General features: G+C 65.3%; 17 protein-coding genes. 7 read left to right on the forward strand and 10 right to left on the reverse strand.

All coding sequences use genetic code 11. The features are described from left to right. Positions 1-2: 2 nt before the first annotated feature. The 3 genes from pstA to LCM15_RS02140 all read right to left on the reverse strand — a co-directional run bounded on the left by pstA (position 3) and on the right by LCM15_RS02140 (position 3,950). Positions 3-1,364, reverse strand: coding sequence for a phosphate ABC transporter permease PstA (gene pstA / locus LCM15_RS02130; RefSeq protein ID WP_224852582.1), 1,362 nt, complete (start codon positions 1,362-1,364; stop codon positions 3-5). Then, positions 1,361-2,815, reverse strand: coding sequence for a phosphate ABC transporter permease subunit PstC (gene pstC, locus LCM15_RS02135; protein ID WP_224852583.1), 1,455 nt, complete (start codon positions 2,813-2,815; stop codon positions 1,361-1,363). Before pstC ends, pstA begins: the two co-directional genes overlap by 4 nt. A gap of 94 nt (positions 2,816-2,909) precedes the next feature. Further along, complete coding sequence (locus LCM15_RS02140) at positions 2,910-3,950, reverse strand: substrate-binding domain-containing protein (RefSeq protein WP_224852584.1); 1,041 nt, start codon at positions 3,948-3,950, stop codon at positions 2,910-2,912. Between the two features lie 235 nt (positions 3,951-4,185). On the opposite strand from LCM15_RS02140, the gene LCM15_RS02145 reads away from it, so the two are divergent. Then, positions 4,186-4,872: a hypothetical protein gene (locus LCM15_RS02145; RefSeq protein WP_224852585.1), complete on the forward strand. Its 687-nt coding sequence runs from the start codon at positions 4,186-4,188 to the stop codon at positions 4,870-4,872. A gap of 9 nt (positions 4,873-4,881) precedes the next feature. Here LCM15_RS02145 and LCM15_RS02150 read toward each other — a convergent pair whose 3' ends face one another. Further along, positions 4,882-5,922, reverse strand: a complete 1,041-nt coding sequence (locus LCM15_RS02150; RefSeq protein ID WP_224852586.1) for a sensor histidine kinase — start codon at positions 5,920-5,922, stop codon at positions 4,882-4,884. Positions 5,923-6,299: 377 nt separating this feature from the next. On the opposite strand from LCM15_RS02150, the gene LCM15_RS02155 reads away from it, so the two are divergent. Beyond that, positions 6,300-6,812, forward strand: a complete 513-nt coding sequence (locus tag LCM15_RS02155) for a hypothetical protein (RefSeq protein ID WP_224852587.1) — start codon at positions 6,300-6,302, stop codon at positions 6,810-6,812. Between the two features lie 20 nt (positions 6,813-6,832). On the opposite strand, the gene LCM15_RS02160 is transcribed toward LCM15_RS02155, so the two are convergent. Genes LCM15_RS02160 through LCM15_RS02170 form a run of 3 tightly spaced genes read right to left on the reverse strand, consistent with a single transcriptional unit; the run spans position 6,833 to position 8,887 of the window. Continuing rightward, positions 6,833-7,354: a gamma carbonic anhydrase family protein gene (locus LCM15_RS02160; RefSeq protein ID WP_224852588.1), complete on the reverse strand. Its 522-nt coding sequence runs from the start codon at positions 7,352-7,354 to the stop codon at positions 6,833-6,835. Beyond that, the gene (gmk, locus tag LCM15_RS02165) at positions 7,351-7,992 is read right to left on the reverse strand and encodes a guanylate kinase (RefSeq protein ID WP_224852589.1); all 642 of its coding nucleotides are present in this window, start codon (positions 7,990-7,992) and stop codon (positions 7,351-7,353) included. The genes LCM15_RS02160 and gmk overlap by 4 nt, the downstream gene beginning before the upstream one ends. A 4-nt stretch (positions 7,993-7,996) precedes the next feature. Beyond that, entirely contained in the window at positions 7,997-8,887 is an 891-nt protein-coding gene (locus LCM15_RS02170; protein ID WP_224852590.1) for a YicC/YloC family endoribonuclease, read from the reverse strand. Positions 8,888-9,131: 244 nt separating this feature from the next. Between LCM15_RS02170 and LCM15_RS02175 the strand changes: the two genes are divergently transcribed. Continuing rightward, positions 9,132-9,839, forward strand: coding sequence for a PAS domain-containing protein (locus LCM15_RS02175; protein ID WP_224852591.1), 708 nt, complete (start codon positions 9,132-9,134; stop codon positions 9,837-9,839). A gap of 133 nt (positions 9,840-9,972) precedes the next feature. Here LCM15_RS02175 and LCM15_RS02180 read toward each other — a convergent pair whose 3' ends face one another. Continuing rightward, positions 9,973-10,887 carry a UTP--glucose-1-phosphate uridylyltransferase gene (locus tag LCM15_RS02180; protein ID WP_224852592.1) on the reverse strand — a complete coding sequence of 305 codons (915 nt, stop codon included), beginning with the start codon at positions 10,885-10,887 and terminating at the stop codon, positions 9,973-9,975. A 439-nt stretch (positions 10,888-11,326) separates the two neighbouring features. On the opposite strand from LCM15_RS02180, the gene LCM15_RS02185 reads away from it, so the two are divergent. Genes LCM15_RS02185 through ggpS form a run of 3 tightly spaced genes read left to right on the forward strand, consistent with a single transcriptional unit; the run spans position 11,327 to position 14,753 of the window. Next, positions 11,327-12,460, forward strand: a complete 1,134-nt coding sequence (locus LCM15_RS02185; protein WP_224852593.1) for an NAD(P)H-dependent glycerol-3-phosphate dehydrogenase — start codon at positions 11,327-11,329, stop codon at positions 12,458-12,460. Further along, positions 12,457-13,233: an HAD-IIB family hydrolase gene (locus tag LCM15_RS02190; protein ID WP_224852594.1), complete on the forward strand. Its 777-nt coding sequence runs from the start codon at positions 12,457-12,459 to the stop codon at positions 13,231-13,233. Before LCM15_RS02185 ends, LCM15_RS02190 begins: the two co-directional genes overlap by 4 nt. Before the next feature lie 5 nt (positions 13,234-13,238). Next, entirely contained in the window at positions 13,239-14,753 is a 1,515-nt protein-coding gene (gene ggpS / locus LCM15_RS02195) for a glucosylglycerol-phosphate synthase (RefSeq protein ID WP_224852595.1), read from the forward strand. A 115-nt stretch (positions 14,754-14,868) separates the two neighbouring features. On the opposite strand, the gene LCM15_RS02200 is transcribed toward ggpS, so the two are convergent. Further along, positions 14,869-15,306, reverse strand: coding sequence for a DUF4174 domain-containing protein (locus LCM15_RS02200; RefSeq protein WP_224852596.1), 438 nt, complete (start codon positions 15,304-15,306; stop codon positions 14,869-14,871). A 160-nt stretch (positions 15,307-15,466) separates the two neighbouring features. Further along, positions 15,467-16,837, reverse strand: coding sequence for a class II 3-deoxy-7-phosphoheptulonate synthase (locus LCM15_RS02205; RefSeq protein WP_224852597.1), 1,371 nt, complete (start codon positions 16,835-16,837; stop codon positions 15,467-15,469). 206 nt (positions 16,838-17,043) lie between these two features. Here LCM15_RS02205 and LCM15_RS02210 point away from each other — a divergent pair, with 206 nt between their 5' ends. Continuing rightward, positions 17,044-18,054 (forward strand): GlxA family transcriptional regulator, encoded by a 1,011-nt coding sequence (locus LCM15_RS02210; RefSeq protein ID WP_224852598.1) that lies wholly within the window; start codon positions 17,044-17,046, stop codon positions 18,052-18,054. Positions 18,055-18,099 lie beyond the last annotated feature (45 nt).

An 18,099-nucleotide genomic window follows, 5' to 3' on the forward strand; every position in this document is an offset into this window, starting at 1 on the left:
CGTCACCACCGGCGCTCGAACTTGCGGCGAAGGATGATGGCGATCACGTTCATGACCAGCAGGAACACGAGCAGGATGATGATACCGCCCCAGGCGCGTTCGTAATAGGCCGGGTCGGCGCGCTTGGCCCATTCGTAGATCTGCGCGGGCATCGCCGAGTTCGGCGACAGGAAGCCCGAGATGACCCCGTCCGGGTAGTTGGTCGCGATGTAGCCCACCATGCCGATCAGCAGCAGCGGCGCGGTCTCGCCAAGCGCCTGCGCAAGCCCGATGATGGTGCCGGTCAGGATGCCGGGCATGGCCAGCGGCAGCACGTGGTGGAACACCGACTGCATCTTCGAGGCACCGACCCCGAGCGCGGCGTCGCGGATCGACGGCGGCACCGCCTTGAGCGAGGCGCGGGTCGAGATGACGATGGTCGGCAGGGTCATCAGCGTCAGCGTCAGCCCCCCCACCAGCGGCGCCGACTGCGGCAGGTGCGCAAACTGGATGAAGGCGGCAAGGCCGAGGATGCCGAACACGATCGAGGGCACCGCGGCGAGGTTGGAGATATTGACCTCGATGAAGTCGGTGAACTTGTTCTGCGGCGCGAACTCCTCGAGGTAGATCGAGGCCGCGACGCCGATCGGCAGGGCAAGGAACAGCACCACCAGCATCATGAAGAACGAGCCCAGCATCGACACGCCGAGACCGGCCTGCTCGGGGCGGCTTTCCGAGGCGTCGGCGCCGGTGATGAAGGCGAAGTTGAAGCTCTTGTGGACGGTGCCGTCCTCGCGCAGCGCATCGACGAGGTCGAGATGCCCGGCGTCGATGTTCTTGTCCTGGGTGATGCTGTCGCGGCTCACGCGGCCCTTGAGGTAGCCGTCGACCCGGCTCGAGGCGAGGATCTGGAAATCCACCGTCTCGCCGATCAGGTCGGGATTGGCGATCACGCGGTCGCGCAGCTGCGCCGCCGCCGAAGCCGAGATCAGCGCCTTCATGTCACCGGCATCGTCGTACTCGGTGGCGATGCCCTTGTCCTGCACCTGCTCGAAGACGGCATTCTGGATCAGGGGGCTGTAGCCGAAGGTCGAGACCTTGGCGATGTCCTCCGGATCGCGGTTGCCGTTCTTGTCGAGCTTGGCGGGGTCGAGATAGACCGGCACCTCGATGAAGGTCTGCATGAAGGCGCTGCTGCCGTTCGAGACGATCGCGCTCAGCAGCACCACCAGAAAGAACAGGCCGGTGCCGATGGCCGCCAGACCGTAGGCCCGGAAGCGCTTTTCGGAGGCGTTGCGCTTCTTGGTCCGGCTCCCGACGGCGGTCAGGCTGGTGGTCGGGCGGGCGTTGGGGCGGGAGCCGCCCTGCGAGGTCGCGTCGGTCATTCGTACTGCTCCCGGTATTTGCGCACGATGTAGAGGGCGAAGACGTTCAGCCCCAGCGTGATGATGAAGAGCGTCATGCCAAGGGCGAAGGCCACCAGCGCCTCGGGCGAGGCGAAGTCGGCGTCGCCGGTGAGCTGGCTGACGATCTTGGCGGTGACGGTGGTCATGGCGTCGAACGGGTTGAGCGAGAGCCGCGCCGCGGCCCCTGCCCCGAAGACCACGATCATGGTCTCGCCGATGGCGCGCGAGGCGGCCAGCAGGACCGCGCCCACGATGCCCGGCAGCGCCGCCGGCAGGATGACCTGCTTGATGGTCTCGGACTGCGTCGCGCCCAGCCCGTAGGAGCCGTCACGCAGCGACTGCGGCACCGCGTTGATGATGTCGTCCGACAGCGAGCTGACGAAGGGGATGAGCATGATGCCCATCACCAGACCCGCGGTCATCACCGCGGTGCCGGCCTGCATCCAGCCCAGCCCGTCGCGGCCGAACACGGTCAGCAGAATCGGCCCGACGGTGAGCAGCGCGAAGAGACCGTAGACGATCGTCGGGATACCGGCGAGCACCTCGAGCAGCGGCTTGGCCCAGGCGCGCATCCGCGGGCCGGCATATTCCGACAGGTAGACCGCCGCGAACAGGCCGATCGGCACCGCGACGATGAGCGCGATGATCGAGATGTAGAGCGTGCCCCACAGCAGCGGCCAGATGCCAAGCTCGGACCCGCCGCCGAACGACGGCGACCAGGTGAACGAGCCGAAGAACTTCGAGGCCGGGTAGATCTGGAAGAAATGCCAGGTGTTGCCGACCAGCGAGAGCACGATGCCGATCGTCGTCAGGATGGCGATCGACGCCGCCGCAAGCAGGATCATGCGGATGCCGGTCTCGACGGAGTTGCGCGCGCGGAAGCTGCCATGCGACTGGGCGATCCCCCAGGCAAGCCCCGCAATCGCCAGCACGAGCACCACCGCGGTGCGCCAGAAATCGCCGGTGGCGTTCATCGCGCGGTAGCGCTGCGCCGCCTCGAGCACCTCGGGGCTGACATCGGAGCCGAGCGCCACGCCGGCCTCGCCGAGCAGGCTGCGCACGTTGGAATCCGCGGCGCTCATCGCGTCGGCGTCTCCGGAGGTGATCAGGCCGCGGCCGACCGCGGTGTCGAGCCCGTCGGCCACCCGGCGCACGTCGGACATCACCAGCCCGAGCGTCGAGCCCTCGGGCACCGCGTTCTCGCCCAGCCCGGCGGTCACCTGACGGTCGACAAGGATCGGCTGCACCAGCAGCCAGACGACCAGCGCCAGCAAGGCCGGCGCCATCACCTTCATCGCGACGTTCCAGCCGTAGTAGTTTGGAAGGGAATGCGGGCGCACACCGCCGGCAGTGGTCACGCGCATACGGCCGGCGATGAAGCCCATGGCCGCGAGCGCGAGCACGATCAGAAAGAGCCAGAGTACCGGCATATCGCCCCCAGAGGTCGTTTCGAAGTTGCAAATGGCCTAAGAGAAGACGGGGCGGCGCACAACGCACCGCCCCGAAGCAATCTGGAATATCCGATTACATGTTCGAGCCCATGGTCTCTTCGTTGGAGATCTTGGACTGGGTGTCGGCAAGCTCGGGGTCGGAAACGAGGCCGTAGTTGGCGAGCGGGCCGTCGGGGCCTGCGATCTCGTCGGCGACGAAGAACTCGGCGTATTCCTTCAGGCCGGGGATCACGCCGATGTGGGCTTTCTTCACGTAGAAGAACAGCGGGCGCGACACCGGGTACTCGCCTTCGGCGATGGTCTCGGTGGTCGGCTCGACGCCGGACATGGTCGCGACCTTAAGCTTGTCGGTGTTGTTCTCGTAGAACGCCAGGCCAAACACGCCGATGCCGTTGGGGTTGCTGTCGATGCGGGCGAGGGTCTCGGTGTAGTCGCCGTCGATGTCGACCGACTTGCCGTCGGTGCGGACCGCCATGCAGGCGTCCTCGGCGTCGTCTTCCGACATGCCGCCTGCGACCATCGCTTCCATCGCGCCGGTGTCTTCGCAGCCCTGCAGCAGGACCTTCTCTTCAAAGACTTCGCGGGTGCCGTGCTTGGTGCCCGGGATGAAGGCGGCGATTTCGACGTCCGGCAGGTCGGCGTTGAAGTCGGCCCAGGTGTTGTGCGGGTTGGCGACCAGCTCGCCGTCGACCACGACCTGCTCGGCCAGCGCGTTGTAGAGATCCGACGGCTCGAACGCGGTGAACTCGGGGCCGGTCTGCTGCGAGGCGAACACGATGCCATCATAGCCGATGCGGACTTCGATGATGTCGCTCACGCCGTTGGCGGCGCAGGTCTCGATTTCGCCGTCGCGGATGGCGCGGGAGGCGTTCGCGATGTCGATGGTGTTCTCGCCGACGCCTTCGCAGAAGCGCTTGAGGCCAGCCGAGGAGCCGCCCGATTCCACGACCGGGGTCGGGAAGTCGAAGTTCTCACCGAAGGCTTCTGCCACGATCGACGCGTAGGGCAGAACGGTGGACGAGCCGGCGACCTGCACGTTGTCACGGGCGGCAGCGGCGGAAGCCGAGACGGCGGCGATGGCCAGAGCCGATGCGGCGAGTTTGACGGATTGCATGTACATGCTCCTGTAACTTTGGTTCTGGTCCCCTCCCCTGGGGAACCTCGCCGGCAGGCCTAGGCGTCCGGCGCGATGCTTTTGTGACAGGTAGGTAACAGTTTAATGACAGTGCGGGATTTATCGCTTCATCTGGCGTCGACCCGCCAAGCTCCGCGTGCCGCCGAACGCTCCGGCACGGGCCCCGGCTCGGTTCTACACTGCTTTCGTTTTCAATCCGGGACGAGGCAAGCTCATGAAACAGAAGGCCTTTATTCGCGCAGCCGGAGACGCGGCCGTGGTCTGGGTGCGCCCGGCCAGCGTGACCCGTCAATTCGGCTCCAAATGGCCCGTCGGACGCGCCCGCGTGCGCACCCTGCGCCGCGTCCTGCCGCAATGGGGCGTCGACCTGCTGCGCCCGGCGATCAGACGGGCCGAACCGTTCGCGATTCCCGGCCAGTTCTTCGGACCCAAACCGCGAGTTACCGAGACCCATCGGTTCCGGCTTCTCGAGGATCTCATGGCCCACGGGGACGATCTTCGCGCCAGCCTGTGGTTCCGCGAACTCTCGGATGACCTCGCCTCGACCGGCATCGCCTCCTACAAACGCCGCCGACTGAGCAGCGAGGCCGAGATCATCGCGTTCCTCGACAGCTACATGCTCGGTATGATCGAAAGCTTCCGCACCACCGGCTTCGATGTCTCGAAGTCCGGCTTTGAACCCACCGCGGTGATCGACGCCGAGGGCAACCTGATGAAGACCGGCTCGGGCAACCACCGCTTCTGCATCGCGGTCCTTCTGGACCTGCCGCGGTTTCCGCTTTTGATCGTCGGCGCGCACGAGGACTGGGTGCGCCGACGTATCGCAGGCCCCCTTACCGTGGAGAAATTCGCCGCACAGCTTCCGGAGATCGAGGCGCGCCACCGTCATCCCGGGGGCTGAGGCCCCGGCTCAGACCTCGCGGGGGAGCAGCACGCGGAACGTGGTGCCCTTGCCCGGCGCGCTCTCGATCTTGAGGCGTCCGCGGTGCCGGTTGACGATGTGCTTGACGATGGCAAGGCCAAGCCCGGTGCCGCCCATCTCGCGCGAGCGGTGGCTGTCGACCCGGTAGAAGCGTTCGGTCAGGCGGGGAATGTGGATCGGGTTGATCCCCGGCCCCGTGTCGGTGACCGTCAGCTCCACGCCCTCCCCGCGCAGCCTTGGCTGGTAGCCCGGCTCGGCGATGTGGACCCGCACCTCGGCGCCCTGGCCCGAATACTTCACGCCGTTCTCGATCAGGTTCACCACGACCTGCCGAAGCTGGTCAGGATCGCCGGGCACCTCGAGCCCGGTCTCGGGCGCGTCGGTTGCGAGCGTGACGCCGGCATCGTCGGCCAGAGGCGCCAGCCCGCGGATCACCGAGTGGACCAGGGCGGCCAGATCGACCGGCTCGGTCGGGCGCACGCGCTCTTCCGCCTCGACCCGGCTCAGCGACAGAAGATCGCCGACCAGCCGTTCCATGCGCCCTGCCTCGTCTTCCATGATCCCGAGAAACCGGTCGCGCGCGGTGGCATCATCGCGCGCCGGCCCGCGCAAGGTTTCGATGAACCCCAGAAGCGCCGTCAGCGGCGTGCGCAGCTCGTGGCTGACATTGGCGACGAAATCCCGCCGCATTTGGCCCGCCTGCTCGAGATGGGTGATGTCGGTGAAGGTCAGCAGCACGCCCGGCTTGCCTTCGAGCGGCAGCGAGCGCACCGAGACCTCGTAGGTCGTATCCTGCCGCCCGTCACTGGTGAGATAGCGGGTCAGTCGCGGGGCCGCGTCGCGGAACGTGCCTTCGATGGCGTCAAGCAGCGACGGCTGGCGCAGCGCGGTGATGAAGTGCCGCTCCTCGAGGCCCTCGCCCAGCAGCGTCTTGGCCTCGGCATTGGCGGCTTCGACGCGCTCGTCCCAGCGGATCAGAATCGCAGGAAGCGGAACTGCGGCGACGACATGTCTGGAATCGGTCTGCATCAGGATCCTTCCCTGCGACATCGCTTTCTGCGTTGCGATGAGCTGCACTGGCAGCGGTTTGGCATGCGTCTGTACCGGGGGCAAGAACCGAGCGCCCCATGCGGCTGCCTGTGCGGCTCGTGTGGAGGAGGCCGCAGCGCGCCCCCTCGCCGCTGCAATGCGGCATCATCTCGACCATGGCGAAACTGCGAGGATGTCTTGTTTCATTGAGACACCCTGCGATGACAGACCGAGAAGTAAGGCGAACACAAGGAAATGTGATCGGCGGGATACCACTTATAGGTGTGCAGAATGGCGAAATTTGATTGCAGTTGCCTTGATTTTGACGTTTTATGGAGGTGTAGGTGGGGGCGCTTACAACCACAGGACCTCGTGTCATGCCAAATGAACCGATCGAGATACACTGCCCCTGTTGTGGGCAGGTCGCTCAGTTCCACGAGCCGTTCCGTTTTACTTGTGTGATCCGTTACTCGGAAGTGCCTGAAAGCGCGCACCTTTGGGGACGTTTCGTGGTTGAAGAATTGTACCCGGAGCAGTTTCGCTGGACACAACCGGAGGCCAAGAAGCCGACGTTCCATCAGGACGGCACGGACGGTCCCGGATATCGCCTCAATCATCACGGGATGGTCGAGTGCGCCGCCTGCCAAACCTTGAAACCTGCGACCATTTCATGGCCGGAAGATGCCTACTGGAAATGGAGCATCGACGGCCACCAGCTGGTCGCACGCCATCGCAACCACGCGCGGCAGATCCTGTCCTATCTTCGGGATCGCGACCGTGTTCCGAACCGCAAGCCGGCGCTGCGCAACATCCCGACGGTCATGCTGACCCGTCAGATGGCGCCGCGCGTGGAGTCCCGGCTCGAGCACGCCCTCGAGAACGCGCCCTGAGCGAGACCGGGTCTGACGCGTCAGAGCGCCGTCAGACCCGCCTTGAACCGGCGCGCGTTGGCCTGATAGCCGAGCGCCGATTTCCGCAGCCCCTCGATGGCCGCCGCGTCAAGCTGGCGGATGACCTTGCCCGGCATTCCCATCACAAGGCTGCCGTCCGGGATCTCCTTGCCCTCGGTGATAAGCGCGCCCGCGCCGATCAGGCAGTTGCGGCCGATCTTGGCGCCGTTGAGGATGGTCGCGCCCATGCCGATCAGGCTGTTGTCGCCGATGGTGCAGCCGTGCAGCATGACCTTGTGGCCGATGGTGCAGCCCTGCCCGATCACCAGCGGATAGCCCATATCGGTATGACAGATGACGTTCTCCTGCACGTTGCTGCCGGCGCCGACGCGGATCTCCTCGTTGTCGCCGCGCAGGGTGCAGCCGAACCAGACCGAGGCGTCCTCTTCGAGCACGACCTTGCCGATCAGATTGGCATCAGGCGCGGCCCAGGCGCTGTCGGCGAGCTGCGGCGCGTGGCCGTCCAGTGCGTAGATCGTCATGCGTCTCCCTCCTCGAATTCTGCCTGCAGCTTGCGCACGTGGTCGAGCAGGTGCGGCTGCTGCGTCCGCCGCAGGCGCGCGGCGGTGACGATGCTCTTGAGCCGGGCTTCGGTGGCGTCGAGATCCTCGTTCACCAGCACGAAGTCATACGACCCCCAGTGCGAGATCTCGTCCCAGCTCTTCTGCATCCGCCGGTCGATGATCTCCGGCCCGTCCTGCCCGCGCGATTCCAGCCGGCGTTTGAGCTCGGCGATCGAGGGCGGCAGCAGGAAGATCGACAGCGTGTGCAGCGCGAGCTCCGAATTGGTCATCTGCTGGGCGCCCTGCCAGTCGATGTCGAACAGCACGTCCTTGCCATCGATGATGGCGTCGCGCACCGGCCCCTTCGGAGAGCCGTAGAAATTGCCGAACACATGCGCGTGCTCGAGCATCTCGCCATTCGAGACGGCCTTCTTGAACGCCGCCTCGGACATGAAATGGTAATCCTCGCCATCGATCTCGCCCGCGCGCGGTGCCCGCGTGGTGGCCGAGACCGAGAAGATCACCGAGGGATCCCATGCCCGCAGCCGCTTGGCCAATGTCGATTTGCCTGCGCCCGAGGGCGAGGACAGGATGATGAGAAGACCTCTTCGGCTCATCGGATCACTCCACGTTCTGGACCTGCTCGCGCATCTGGTCGATCACCGTCTTGAGCGTCAGACCGATCTGGGTCAACGCCGAAGAGCCGGATTTCGAGCAGAGCGTGTTGGCCTCGCGATTGAATTCCTGCATCAGGAAGTCGAGCTTGCGCCCGACGGCTCCCGTGTCCTGCAGCAGAGCCCGCGCCGCGGCCACATGCGCGGTCAGCCGGTCGAGCTCTTCGGTGATGTCGGATTTAACGGCGATGAGCGCAAGCTCCTGCGCCACGCGGGCCTCGTCGGCGCCATCCGTGGCGTCCATGATACGCCGCAGCGCCGTGCGCAGCTTCTCGGCCTGCTCGTCGCGCCGGCTCTCGACCGTTTTGGCCGCTTTCGCCACCAGCGCCTCGATCTCGTCGATCTGGCCGCTCAGCACCGTCATCAGCGCCTGCCCCTCGCGGGCGCGCATCTCGGCGAAGTCGTCGAGCGCGGCCTCGAACTCGGCCATCAGCGCCGCGCGCAGCGCCGGCACGTCGCGCGTGCTCTGGCCCGTGGCCATGACACCACGCAGGGCGATGATCTGCGCCGCGCTCGAGCGTTCGAGCGGAACGCCACGCAGGCTGGCAGCGTCCTCGATCCGCGCGATGGCGTCGAGCACCCGCGACATGGCGACCTCGTCGAGTTCAGCCGCCTCTTCCTCGCTTCCACCTGTGACGCGGAGCGCGATCTGGACATTGCCGCGTGCAAGTTTTGCCTGCGCCGCCTTGCGAACCAGCGGCTCGAGTCCCTCGATCCAGTCGGGCAGCCGAAGCCGCAACTCGAGCCCCTTGCCGTTGACGCCACGCAACTCCCAGCCCCAGCGGAGCCCGTCGAGTTCGCCGCTGCGGGAGGCAAAGCCGGTCATCGATTGCCGCATTCTCGCCGCTCCATGTTAAGGCCGGGTTGCCCGCAGGGAAATTGCGGGGTTTCATCGGCCTACCCTCTGAGTCCGGGCATGGCAAGCCACCCGTTCCGGCGCCAGACGTTAACCTTTCAGTCAGAATTGGGGCGGAATTCCGTCTCATTTGAGATAAGTTGAGACCCAAGATGACACAAACGACCAGCAACATGGAACGGGGGCTCCGGCGTTGCAGGCGACTGGACTGGAAGGAGCCCAAGGCATGTTCGGCACTGGCAGAAAAGACAGGGGCATCGTCTCGATGACCGATCGTGAAAGACAAAAAAGGCTTGAGCCTCTGCAGCTCGTGGAGCGTTATTGGCGCGAGCTCGCAGCCGAGCGGCGCGAGGTTCCCCTGCGGAGCGAGATCGATCCGCGACGTATCGAGAACGCGCTCGAATATGCGTTTCTCGCCGAACGCATCGCGCCGGGTTTGGCGAAACTGCGGGTCTCCGGCTCTCATCTCAACGACCTGATGGGGATGGAGACATCGGGGATGCCGTTGTCGACCCTGTTTTCCTCAGCGGCCCGCGAGACACTGTCCGATGCCGTTACCCGGGTGTTTGCCGAAGGCGCCATGGCGCAAATCCGCCTGTCCGGAGAAGAAGGGTTTGGGCGCAACGGGTTGGAGGGCGATCTTGTGCTTTTGCCGCTTCGCTCCGACATGGGAGACATGACGCGCATGATCGGTGCGCTTGTCACCACGGGGCGCATAGGTCGTACCCCGCGCCGCTTCGATATCAAGAACGTTTCGGTGCAACTACCTGATCTGGCTGCAATATCTCCGGATGCTCAGCCCGAGCCTGCGCGGCCTGCGGCAAAGACGCCGACGATGCCGGGCTTTGCCGAGGCGGCGACACCTTTCGAGGGCGCCCCGCCCTCCGGCGGGAAGAAACGCCCTCACCTGCGTCTGATTGTCTCGAACGACTAGGGGCGTCTTCTTTATCCGACAGGCGCTTAAGGCTGGACCTTAAATCATCACCTCAAGATCATACGACAAGCAAGAGCCCCCGCGCGATTTCTCGCGCGGGGGCTTTGCATTCAACCAGCGTCTCGCAAGAGATTCACTCGGCGGCGAGCTTCATGCTGCTGCCATGCTCTTCGAGCACCGAGTGATACTCCTCGTGCTGACCGGCATAAGCCAGCGTCGCGCGGAGCATCCCGGCCTTCGAGCCGCAGTCGTAGCGCTGGCCGCTGAAGCGGAAGCCTGCAAGGCCCACGCGGGCGACGCCCTTCGCGATGGCATCGGTCAGCTGGATCTCGCCGCCGAGGCCCGGCTCCTGGTTGCGCAGATCGTCGAAGATCGAGGCGTCGAGGACGTAGCGACCAACCACGGCGTGCAGCGAAGGCGCCTCTTCCGGCTCGGGCTTCTCGACCATGCCGGAGGCCGGCACCATCTGGCCCACCGGGATGCCCTTCGGATCGAGCACACCATAAGACTGCACTTCGTCGCGCCCGACTTCCATGGTTGCGACCATGTGGCCGGCGGCGCCGGTCTCGTAGGCTTCGATCATCTCGCTCAGGCAGCCCTTCTGCCCCATGATCAGGTCGTCCGGCAGGATCACCGCGACGGGCCCCGGGAGGCACTCGTCGACGGCACAGAGCACGGCGTGCCCAAGGCCGAGCGGCTCGGGCTGCATCACGAAATGCGCCTGCTCCAGCTCGGTGTCGATGGCGTTGTCATCGAGCGTGTCGGCGATGGCGTGCTTGCCCTTCTGGCGCAGTTGATTGCAGAGCTTCTCGTCCTTGTGGACATAGCGCTCGATGGCATCTTTCGATGGGTGCGACACGAACACCATGCGCTCGATGCCCGCCGCGCGGGCCTCGTCCATGGCAAACTGAAGCAGCGGACGGTCGAGCACGGGCAAAAGCTCCTTAGGCGTCGCCTTGGTCGCCGGAAGGAACCGCGTACCGAGCCCTGCCACCGGGAAAATTGCGGTACGCACTTTTTGACGGGCAGTCGGACTGGTGTTGGTCACGTCGGTATCTCCTTGAAGGTCGCTTGTCGCTGTTGCCGCAGTGCGGCGAACACGTAAGAGCTTATGCCCTGTGGGCGTCATGGCAACTAACGTCATCCGGGAGCAAAGGTTCCGCAAAAAAGTTAACTGGTTTTATTGGCGTTTTCCAAAGGCACGCCAATTCAATCTGTTGCGGGACGAGGTGCACATGTTCAGGAAAAAACGCAGTGATCGCGCGGAAATTGAATCAGCTCCGCCCGGCAGACACGCAGCGAGGCAGATTTTGCGCTTAAATTCAGGGCAAATCGAGTCTTCGCTTCGCTGGTGCAGAAAAACCGGCCCCTCCGCTTGGCGCCGGGGAACCCTGCGCCTACTCTCACGTTAGTGATCAAGGACAGAATGGAGAGAGCCAAATCGGCCCGGCCTTCCCGATGGATGGGGGATGGTCCGGCACAGCATTATGGACGGACTGACATTGAACATCCCGCCCGCCCGCGCACCCGGCGACATGTCGCGTCGCGCTGAACCTTATGCCCGCCTTGCCGTTATCGGAATGGGAAGCTGGGGCACCGCCCTTGCCGCCGTCGCGGCATCGGCCGGCTGCGACACCCGCCTCTGGGGCCGCCGCGACGCTCTTGCGCAAACAATGGCAGAGACCCGGCAAAACCCAGAGCACCTCCCCGACATCGACCTTCCCGCAACCCTGACCCCGACCTCGGATCTTGCCGCCGCGCTGGATTGTGTCGAGGCGGTGCTTCTGGTGACGCCCTCGCACACGCTGCGCGACATGGCGCGCAAGATGAAGCCGCACCTGCCCGAGGGCATTCCCATCGCGCTGTGCTGCAAGGGCATCGAGCGCGGCACTGGTTTCCTGCTCAGCCACGTGATCGAAGAAGAGTTGCCGGGCCACCCGGTCGGCGCCATCTCCGGTCCGACATTCGCCCGCGAGACGGCGCTCGGGCATCCGACCGCCGCGACGGTGGCCTTCAATTTCCGCCATCACGATCGTATCGCCCCCGAGCGCGCCCCCGCCGCGCGCCTCGCCCTAACGATGCAGACGCAGGCGTTCCGGCCCTATGTTTCCGACGACCTTATCGGTGTCGAGGTCGGCGGCGCGGTCAAGAACGTGATCGCCATCGCCTGCGGCATGATGACCGGCGCGGGCTTTGCCGAGAACACGCGCGCAGCACTAATCACTCGCGGGATGGACGAGATGAAGGCGCTGGCCGAAGCTCTGGGCGGCAAGCGTGAGACGGTGACCGGGCTTGCCGGTGCCGGCGATCTGACGCTCACCTGTTCGTCCACCACATCGCGCAACATGTCGCTGGGCACGCAGCTTGGGCAGGGCATACCGCGCGCGGCCTGCTTCGATGGCAAGCCCACCGTCGTCGAGGGAGAGACCAACGCGATCTCGGTGGTCGATCTGGCCCGCCGCGTCGGCGTCGAGATGCCGATCTGCGAAGCGGTCCATGCCATCCTGCACGAGGGCGCACCCCTCGCCGAAACCTTCAAGGCGCTGTGGTCCCGCCCGATCGAGGGCGAGCCCCGCGCGCTCGACATCACGCTTCACCCCTACGAGGGAGACCCCGCATGAGCTTTGACCACCCCCACAACCGCGACATTGCAGGCTGCCGCTTCGTGCTGGCAACCGACCTCGACGGCACGTTCCTCGGCGGCTCGGAGGAAGACCGCGCGACGCTTTACAAGTGGATCGAGGACAACCGCGACACCGTCGGCCTGATTTTCGTCACCGGCCGAGACCCCAAGTTCATCGGAGAGCTCTGCGGCGGCGGTGTGCCCTGGCCGGAATACGTGGTCGGCGATGTCGGCACCACCATCGCCCGCGTCGACGAGGGCAAGATCCATCCGATCGAGCCGCTCGAGGTCGAGATTGCCGACACCTGGGGCAATGCCGGTGAGACCGTGCGTTCGGCGCTCGATGGTCATCCCGGACTGACGCTGCAGCCGACCGAGTTCCGCTACCGTGTGAGCTATGACCTCGACGCCGAGAATTTCGACGACAGCGCGCACGGCATCGTCCGCGAAATGGGACACGACACGCTGGTGTCGGACAACCGCTATTTCGACGTGCTGCCGCGCGGCATCTCGAAGGGGCCGTCGCTGCGCCGCCTCGTAACCCATCTCGGCATCGAGGAGAGCCGCGTGCTTGCGGCAGGCGACACGCTCAATGATCTGTCGATGCTGGAATGCGGGCTTCAGGCCGTCGCCGTCGGTGGCTCCGAGCAGGCCCTGCTCGACCGGGTGTCGCGCCTGCCCCACGTGCACACCGCCGAAGCGATCGGCGCAGCGGGCATTCTCGAGGCGGTCGAGGCCTTCAACCTGCATCCCCTCCCGAAAGGAGCGTAATCCTCATGTCCAGCGATCTGGTAATTGTCTATCACCGTCAGCCCTATGAAGAAGTCGAGGTCGACGGCAAGATCGAGTACCACGCGAACAAGAGCCCGAACGGCATCGTGCCGACCCTGAAAAGCTTTTTCGGCAAGGTCGACAACGGCGCATGGGTCGCCTGGAAAGAAGCCGAAGACACCTCCGATCCGGGCTTCGAGCGCGTGGTGCAGATCGAGGACACCTTCGGCAAGTACACCGTGTCTCGCCTGCCGCTGACCGCGGCGCAGGTCAAGAGCTTCTATCATGTCACCTCGAAAGAGGCGTTCTGGCCGATCCTGCACGGGTTCAAGGAAAAGTATAACTACGACCCCGTGGACTGGCCCACCTTCAAGGAGGTCAACTGGGCCTTCGCCGAGGCCGCCGCGTCGGAGGCCGCCGAGGGGGCAAGCGTCTGGGTGCACGACTACAATCTGTGGCTCGTGCCGGGCTACCTGCGTCAGATGCGGCCGGATGTGCGGATCTCGTTCTATCACCACACCCCGTTCCCGGCGGCGGACATGTTCAATGTGCTGCCGTGGCGTGGCGAGATCATCGACTCGCTGCTGTGCTGCGATGTGGTCGGCTTCCACATCCCGCGCTACGCCTCGAACTTCGTCTCCTGCGTGCGCTCGCTGCGAGACGTGGGCAACGTGCCGCGGATCAAGGTCGAGAACGACATGATGTCCGAGGGGTCTGCGCTGTCGGACCGCACCGTGCCGACCGAGATCCACACCGACGACCGGGTCGTGCAGCTTGGCGTCACGCCAGTTGGCGTTGATGTCGAGTATATCAAGTCGCTGGCCGCGTCCGAAGAGACCGACAAGCTCGCCACGCGGTTCCGCGAAGAGATCGGCGACACGCGCGTGCTGCTCTCGGTTGGCCGCACCGACTATACCAAGGGCGGGGCCGACCAGCTTCTGGCCTTCGAACGCCTGCTCGAGCGGCGCCCGGATCTTCGCGGCGTCGTGCGGCTGTTGCACGTCTCGGTCCCGGCCAACCGCAACATGACGGTCTACCTGCCGATCCAGAAAGAGCTGGAGGAGATCGCCGGCCGCATCAATGGCCGGTTCGGAACCTTTACCTTCCAGCCGGTCGCCCTGATCTCCCGCCCCATTCCCTTCGAGGAGCTGGTCGCGTGGTACCAGGTCGCGGACGTGGCGTGGATCACGCCTCTTGCCGACGGCATGAACCTCGTCTGCAAGGAATACGTGGCCGCCCGCAAGGATGGCGACGGCGTACTGGTGCTGTCGGAATTCGCCGGCGCCGCGGTGGAGATGGGCGCCGCCGTTCTGGCCAATCCGTTCTCGACCCGTGCAATGGACTTCGCCATCGACATGGCGCTGGACATGCCGCAGGACGAGCGCAAGGCCCGCATGGAGCTGCTGCGCGCCTCGGTCGAGAAGCGCGACACGCAGCACTGGGCCGAGGAACAGCTCGCCCTGCTCTCGCCCAAGGATTTCGGCGACGCAGGCCAGCGCGAGGAAGCGGAGCTCGCCTGACGACTGGCTTGAACGCAAGCCTGCGAGACGGAGCCGTCTCACACGAAAAAAGGGGCAAGCAGAGATGCTTGCCCCTTTGCATTTCCTCAGGCGACAGCCTGTCGCTTGGAGGACTTCAGTTGCGCATCTCGTTGCGCCGCATCGGCATCCGGTCGATCACCGCGAACAGCTCTTCGGGCGTCAGCACCGCATCCTGTTCGAGCTTCACGCCGCCATCCTTGCCCACCAGCACGAACTTGAACCCACCGGGCTGGAAGCCCTGCCTCAGCGGCGAGGGCGTGCGGTCGTCAAGATCGCTCAGTACCACGATGTCGCGCTCGGCCAGCGCCGCTCTGGCCTCGCGCAGCATCTCCATCTGGCGGGCGTAGTCGGGATGATCCTGCGACGGCGCGAACAGCAGCACGGGCCGCTTCTCCCAGCGCATCGCGTCGAGGTCGCGGGCGTCTGCAGGAAGGGTCTGGAACAGGTCGGGCGCGGATGCTGCCTGCGTGGCGGCAATTGCTCCCGCAACGACAGCGACCCCAAGCTTCGTCCTCATGTGAATGCGGCCCATTGCGAACTCCTGTCTGGATGGGTTTGATCCCTACGCACGAACGCCGCGAAGGGTTCCGCCAGAATGTCGCCACACGGGAGGCCCTGCTTCTCTCACGCCAGCGAAAACGCGAAACGGCCGCCCCGAAGGGCGGCCGTTTGCAAGATCGGATCGCGGCGGATCAGCCGTGCGCCGCCTGCGGCTGGTCGTCCCGCAGCGAGGTCAGTTCCTCGGCCACGAGGAAGGCCAGCTCGAGCGATTGCGACGCGTTGAGACGCGGATCGCAGGCGGTGTGGTAGCGGTCGCTCAGGTTCTCGTCCGAGACCGCGAACACGCCACCGGTGCACTCGGTCACGTCCTGCCCGGTCATCTCGAAATGCACGCCGCCGGGGACGGTGCCCTGATCGCGGTGCACGGCGAAGAAATCGCGCACTTCGCGCAGCACCGAGTCGAACGGACGGGTCTTGTAGCCGCTGGCCGACTTGATGGTGTTGCCATGCATCGGATCGCAGACCCAGACCACGTTCGCGCCCTCGCTGCGCACCGTCTCGATTAGGCGCGGCAGATGCTCGGCGGCCTTGCCGGCCCCGAAGCGGGTGATCAGCGTCAGGCGACCGGCCTCGTTCTCGGGGTTCAGCTTGGCCATCAGGACCTTGAGGTCTTCCGAGGTCATCGACGGGCCGCACTTGAGACCGATCGGGTTCATCACGCCGCTGGCGAATTCCACATGCGCGCCGTCCGGCTGACGGGTGCGGTCGCCGATCCAGATCATGTGGCCGGAGCCAGCAAGCCACTTGCCGGAGGTCGAGTCGATCCGGGTCAGCGCCTCTTCGTACTCGAGCAGCAGAGACTCGTGCGAGGTGTAGAAGTTCACCTGATGCAGCGCCGCCGAGCGGTTGCTGTCGACGCCGGCCGCTTTCATGAAGTCGAGCGTGTCACCGATGCGGTTGGCCATGTCGCGGTAGCGCGCGGCCTTCTCGCCCTCGGTGAAGCCCAGCGTCCACTGGTGCACCTGATGCACGTCGGCATAGCCGCCGGTCGAGAAGGCGCGCAGCAGGTTGAGCGTGGCCGCGGCCTGCGTGTAGGCCTGCAGCATCTTCTGCGGGTTCGGCTTGCGCGCTTCGGGGGTGAAGGCCAGCTCGTTGATGATGTCGCCGCGGAAGCTCGGCAGTTCGAGACCGTCCACGGTCTCGGTCGGGGCCGAGCGCGGTTTGGCGAACTGGCCGGCCATTCGGCCCACCTTCACCACCGGCACCTTGGCGCCGTAGGTGAGCACCATCGCCATCTGCAGCATCACCTTGAAGGTGTCACGGATGCCGTTGGCCGAGAACTGGTCGAAGGCTTCGGCGCAATCGCCGCCCTGCAGCAGGAAGGCCTCGCCGCGCGAAGCTTTGCCGAGCTCGGTCCGCAGCCGGCGCGCCTCGCCTGCAAATACCAGCGGCGGATATTTCGACAGCTGCGCCTCGACGGCCTCCAGTTCGGCCTGATCCTGATACTCGGGCATCTGGATCCGGGGCTTTGCTCTCCAGCTCGACTTGGTCCACTCACTCATGGCTCTCTCCCACGCGGTCTCCGTTAGCGAAAACGTCTGGAGGCTCTACCAAAGTGAGCCAAAGAACGCCATAGGAAATGCCGCTGATCTCTTGACGGGTTTTGGGCTTTCTGCCCATGTGGCCGGACCCAGCCGAACGCCGTAAACGCGTTCTTGAGACTGCGGCCCGTATAGGTCGCACGCCCCGAATAGCCGCGAGGGATTATATGCCGGTGCAGAACAGAGCTTTCGAGGCCGAAACGCAGGCCAAGCCGCGCCGGTTCGTGTTTGTCCTTCTGCCGGAGTTTTCCCTGCTGAGTTTTTCCGCCGCGCTCGAGGCGCTGCGCATTGCCAACCGCATGGCCGGGGCCCCGCTTTACAGCTGGGTGTTGACCTCCGAAGGCGGTGAGACCGCGCGCTGCTCGGCGGGCGCTGCGTTCAATCTCGATTGCGAGCTGCCCGAGCTGACCCGCGACGACGTGGTGCTGCTTTGCGGCGGGCTCGATATCGCCGATGCCACCACCAAGCGGCTGATGAACTGGCTGCGGCGCGAGGCCCGGCGCGGGCTCACCATGGGCGGGCTCTGCACCGCAAGCTGGTCGCTGGCCGAGGCCGGGCTGCTCGACGGCAAGCGCGCCACCATTCACTGGGAAAACCAGGACGGGTTCGAAGAGGAATTCCCCGAGGTCGAGCTGACCAAGTCTGTTTTCGTGGCCGACGGAAACCGGCTCTCGACAGCCGGCGGCACCGCCTCGATCGACCTGATGCTGAAGCTGATCGCCGACGATCACGGCGCCGACATGGCCAACGCGGTGGCCGACCAGCTGATCTATTCCTCGATCCGCACCGATCAGGACACCCAGCGGCTGTCGACGCCCACGCGCATCGGCGTGCGCCATCCCAAGCTGGCGCAGGTCATCAAGATGATGGAAGGCAACATCGAGGAGCCGATCTCGCCGGCGCTGCTGGCACGGGATGTCGGCATGTCGACGCGCCAGCTCGAGCGGTTGTTCCGCCGCTACCTCAACCGCTCGCCCAAGCGCTACTACATGGAGCTGCGGTTGCAGAAGGCGCGCAACTTGCTCATGCAGACCGACATGAGCGTGATCAACGTGGCTCTGGCCTGCGGCTTCGCCAGCCCCTCGCATTTCTCGAAATGCTACCGGGCGCATTACCAGACCACGCCCTATCGCGAGCGTGGCACGCTGGGCGGCAAACCGCCTCGCGACGAGGGCTAGGCGTCTTCAGCCGACCGACGAAAAAGGTCTGCGTAGCCTGCCTCC

It is taken from the genome of Salipiger bermudensis (assembly GCF_020171625.1).
GTDB lineage: Bacteria > Pseudomonadota > Alphaproteobacteria > Rhodobacterales > Rhodobacteraceae > Salipiger > Salipiger bermudensis_B.

Excerpts from the sequence above, each read along its gene's own strand:
- LCM15_RS02185 (WP_224852593.1), top strand. The coding sequence starts at position 11,327 with ATGGACGGACTGACATTGAACATCCCGCCCGCCCGCGCACCCGGCGAC.
- LCM15_RS02190 (WP_224852594.1), top strand. The coding sequence starts at position 12,457 with ATGAGCTTTGACCACCCCCACAACCGCGACATTGCAGGCTGCCGCTTC.
- LCM15_RS02175 (WP_224852591.1), top strand. The coding sequence starts at position 9,132 with ATGTTCGGCACTGGCAGAAAAGACAGGGGCATCGTCTCGATGACCGAT.
- LCM15_RS02140 (WP_224852584.1), bottom strand. The coding sequence starts at position 3,950 with ATGCAATCCGTCAAACTCGCCGCATCGGCTCTGGCCATCGCCGCCGTC.
- ggpS (WP_224852595.1), top strand. The coding sequence starts at position 13,239 with ATGTCCAGCGATCTGGTAATTGTCTATCACCGTCAGCCCTATGAAGAA.
- LCM15_RS02205 (WP_224852597.1), bottom strand. The coding sequence starts at position 16,837 with ATGAGTGAGTGGACCAAGTCGAGCTGGAGAGCAAAGCCCCGGATCCAG.
- LCM15_RS02155 (WP_224852587.1), top strand. The coding sequence starts at position 6,300 with ATGCCAAATGAACCGATCGAGATACACTGCCCCTGTTGTGGGCAGGTC.
- pstC (WP_224852583.1), bottom strand. The coding sequence starts at position 2,815 with ATGCCGGTACTCTGGCTCTTTCTGATCGTGCTCGCGCTCGCGGCCATG.
- LCM15_RS02150 (WP_224852586.1), bottom strand. The coding sequence starts at position 5,922 with ATGCAGACCGATTCCAGACATGTCGTCGCCGCAGTTCCGCTTCCTGCG.
- pstA (WP_224852582.1), bottom strand. The coding sequence starts at position 1,364 with ATGACCGACGCGACCTCGCAGGGCGGCTCCCGCCCCAACGCCCGCCCG.
- LCM15_RS02170 (WP_224852590.1), bottom strand. The coding sequence starts at position 8,887 with ATGCGGCAATCGATGACCGGCTTTGCCTCCCGCAGCGGCGAACTCGAC.
- LCM15_RS02210 (WP_224852598.1), top strand. The coding sequence starts at position 17,044 with ATGCCGGTGCAGAACAGAGCTTTCGAGGCCGAAACGCAGGCCAAGCCG.
- LCM15_RS02200 (WP_224852596.1), bottom strand. The coding sequence starts at position 15,306 with ATGGGCCGCATTCACATGAGGACGAAGCTTGGGGTCGCTGTCGTTGCG.
- gmk (WP_224852589.1), bottom strand. The coding sequence starts at position 7,992 with ATGAGCCGAAGAGGTCTTCTCATCATCCTGTCCTCGCCCTCGGGCGCA.
- LCM15_RS02160 (WP_224852588.1), bottom strand. The coding sequence starts at position 7,354 with ATGACGATCTACGCACTGGACGGCCACGCGCCGCAGCTCGCCGACAGC.
- LCM15_RS02145 (WP_224852585.1), top strand. The coding sequence starts at position 4,186 with ATGAAACAGAAGGCCTTTATTCGCGCAGCCGGAGACGCGGCCGTGGTC.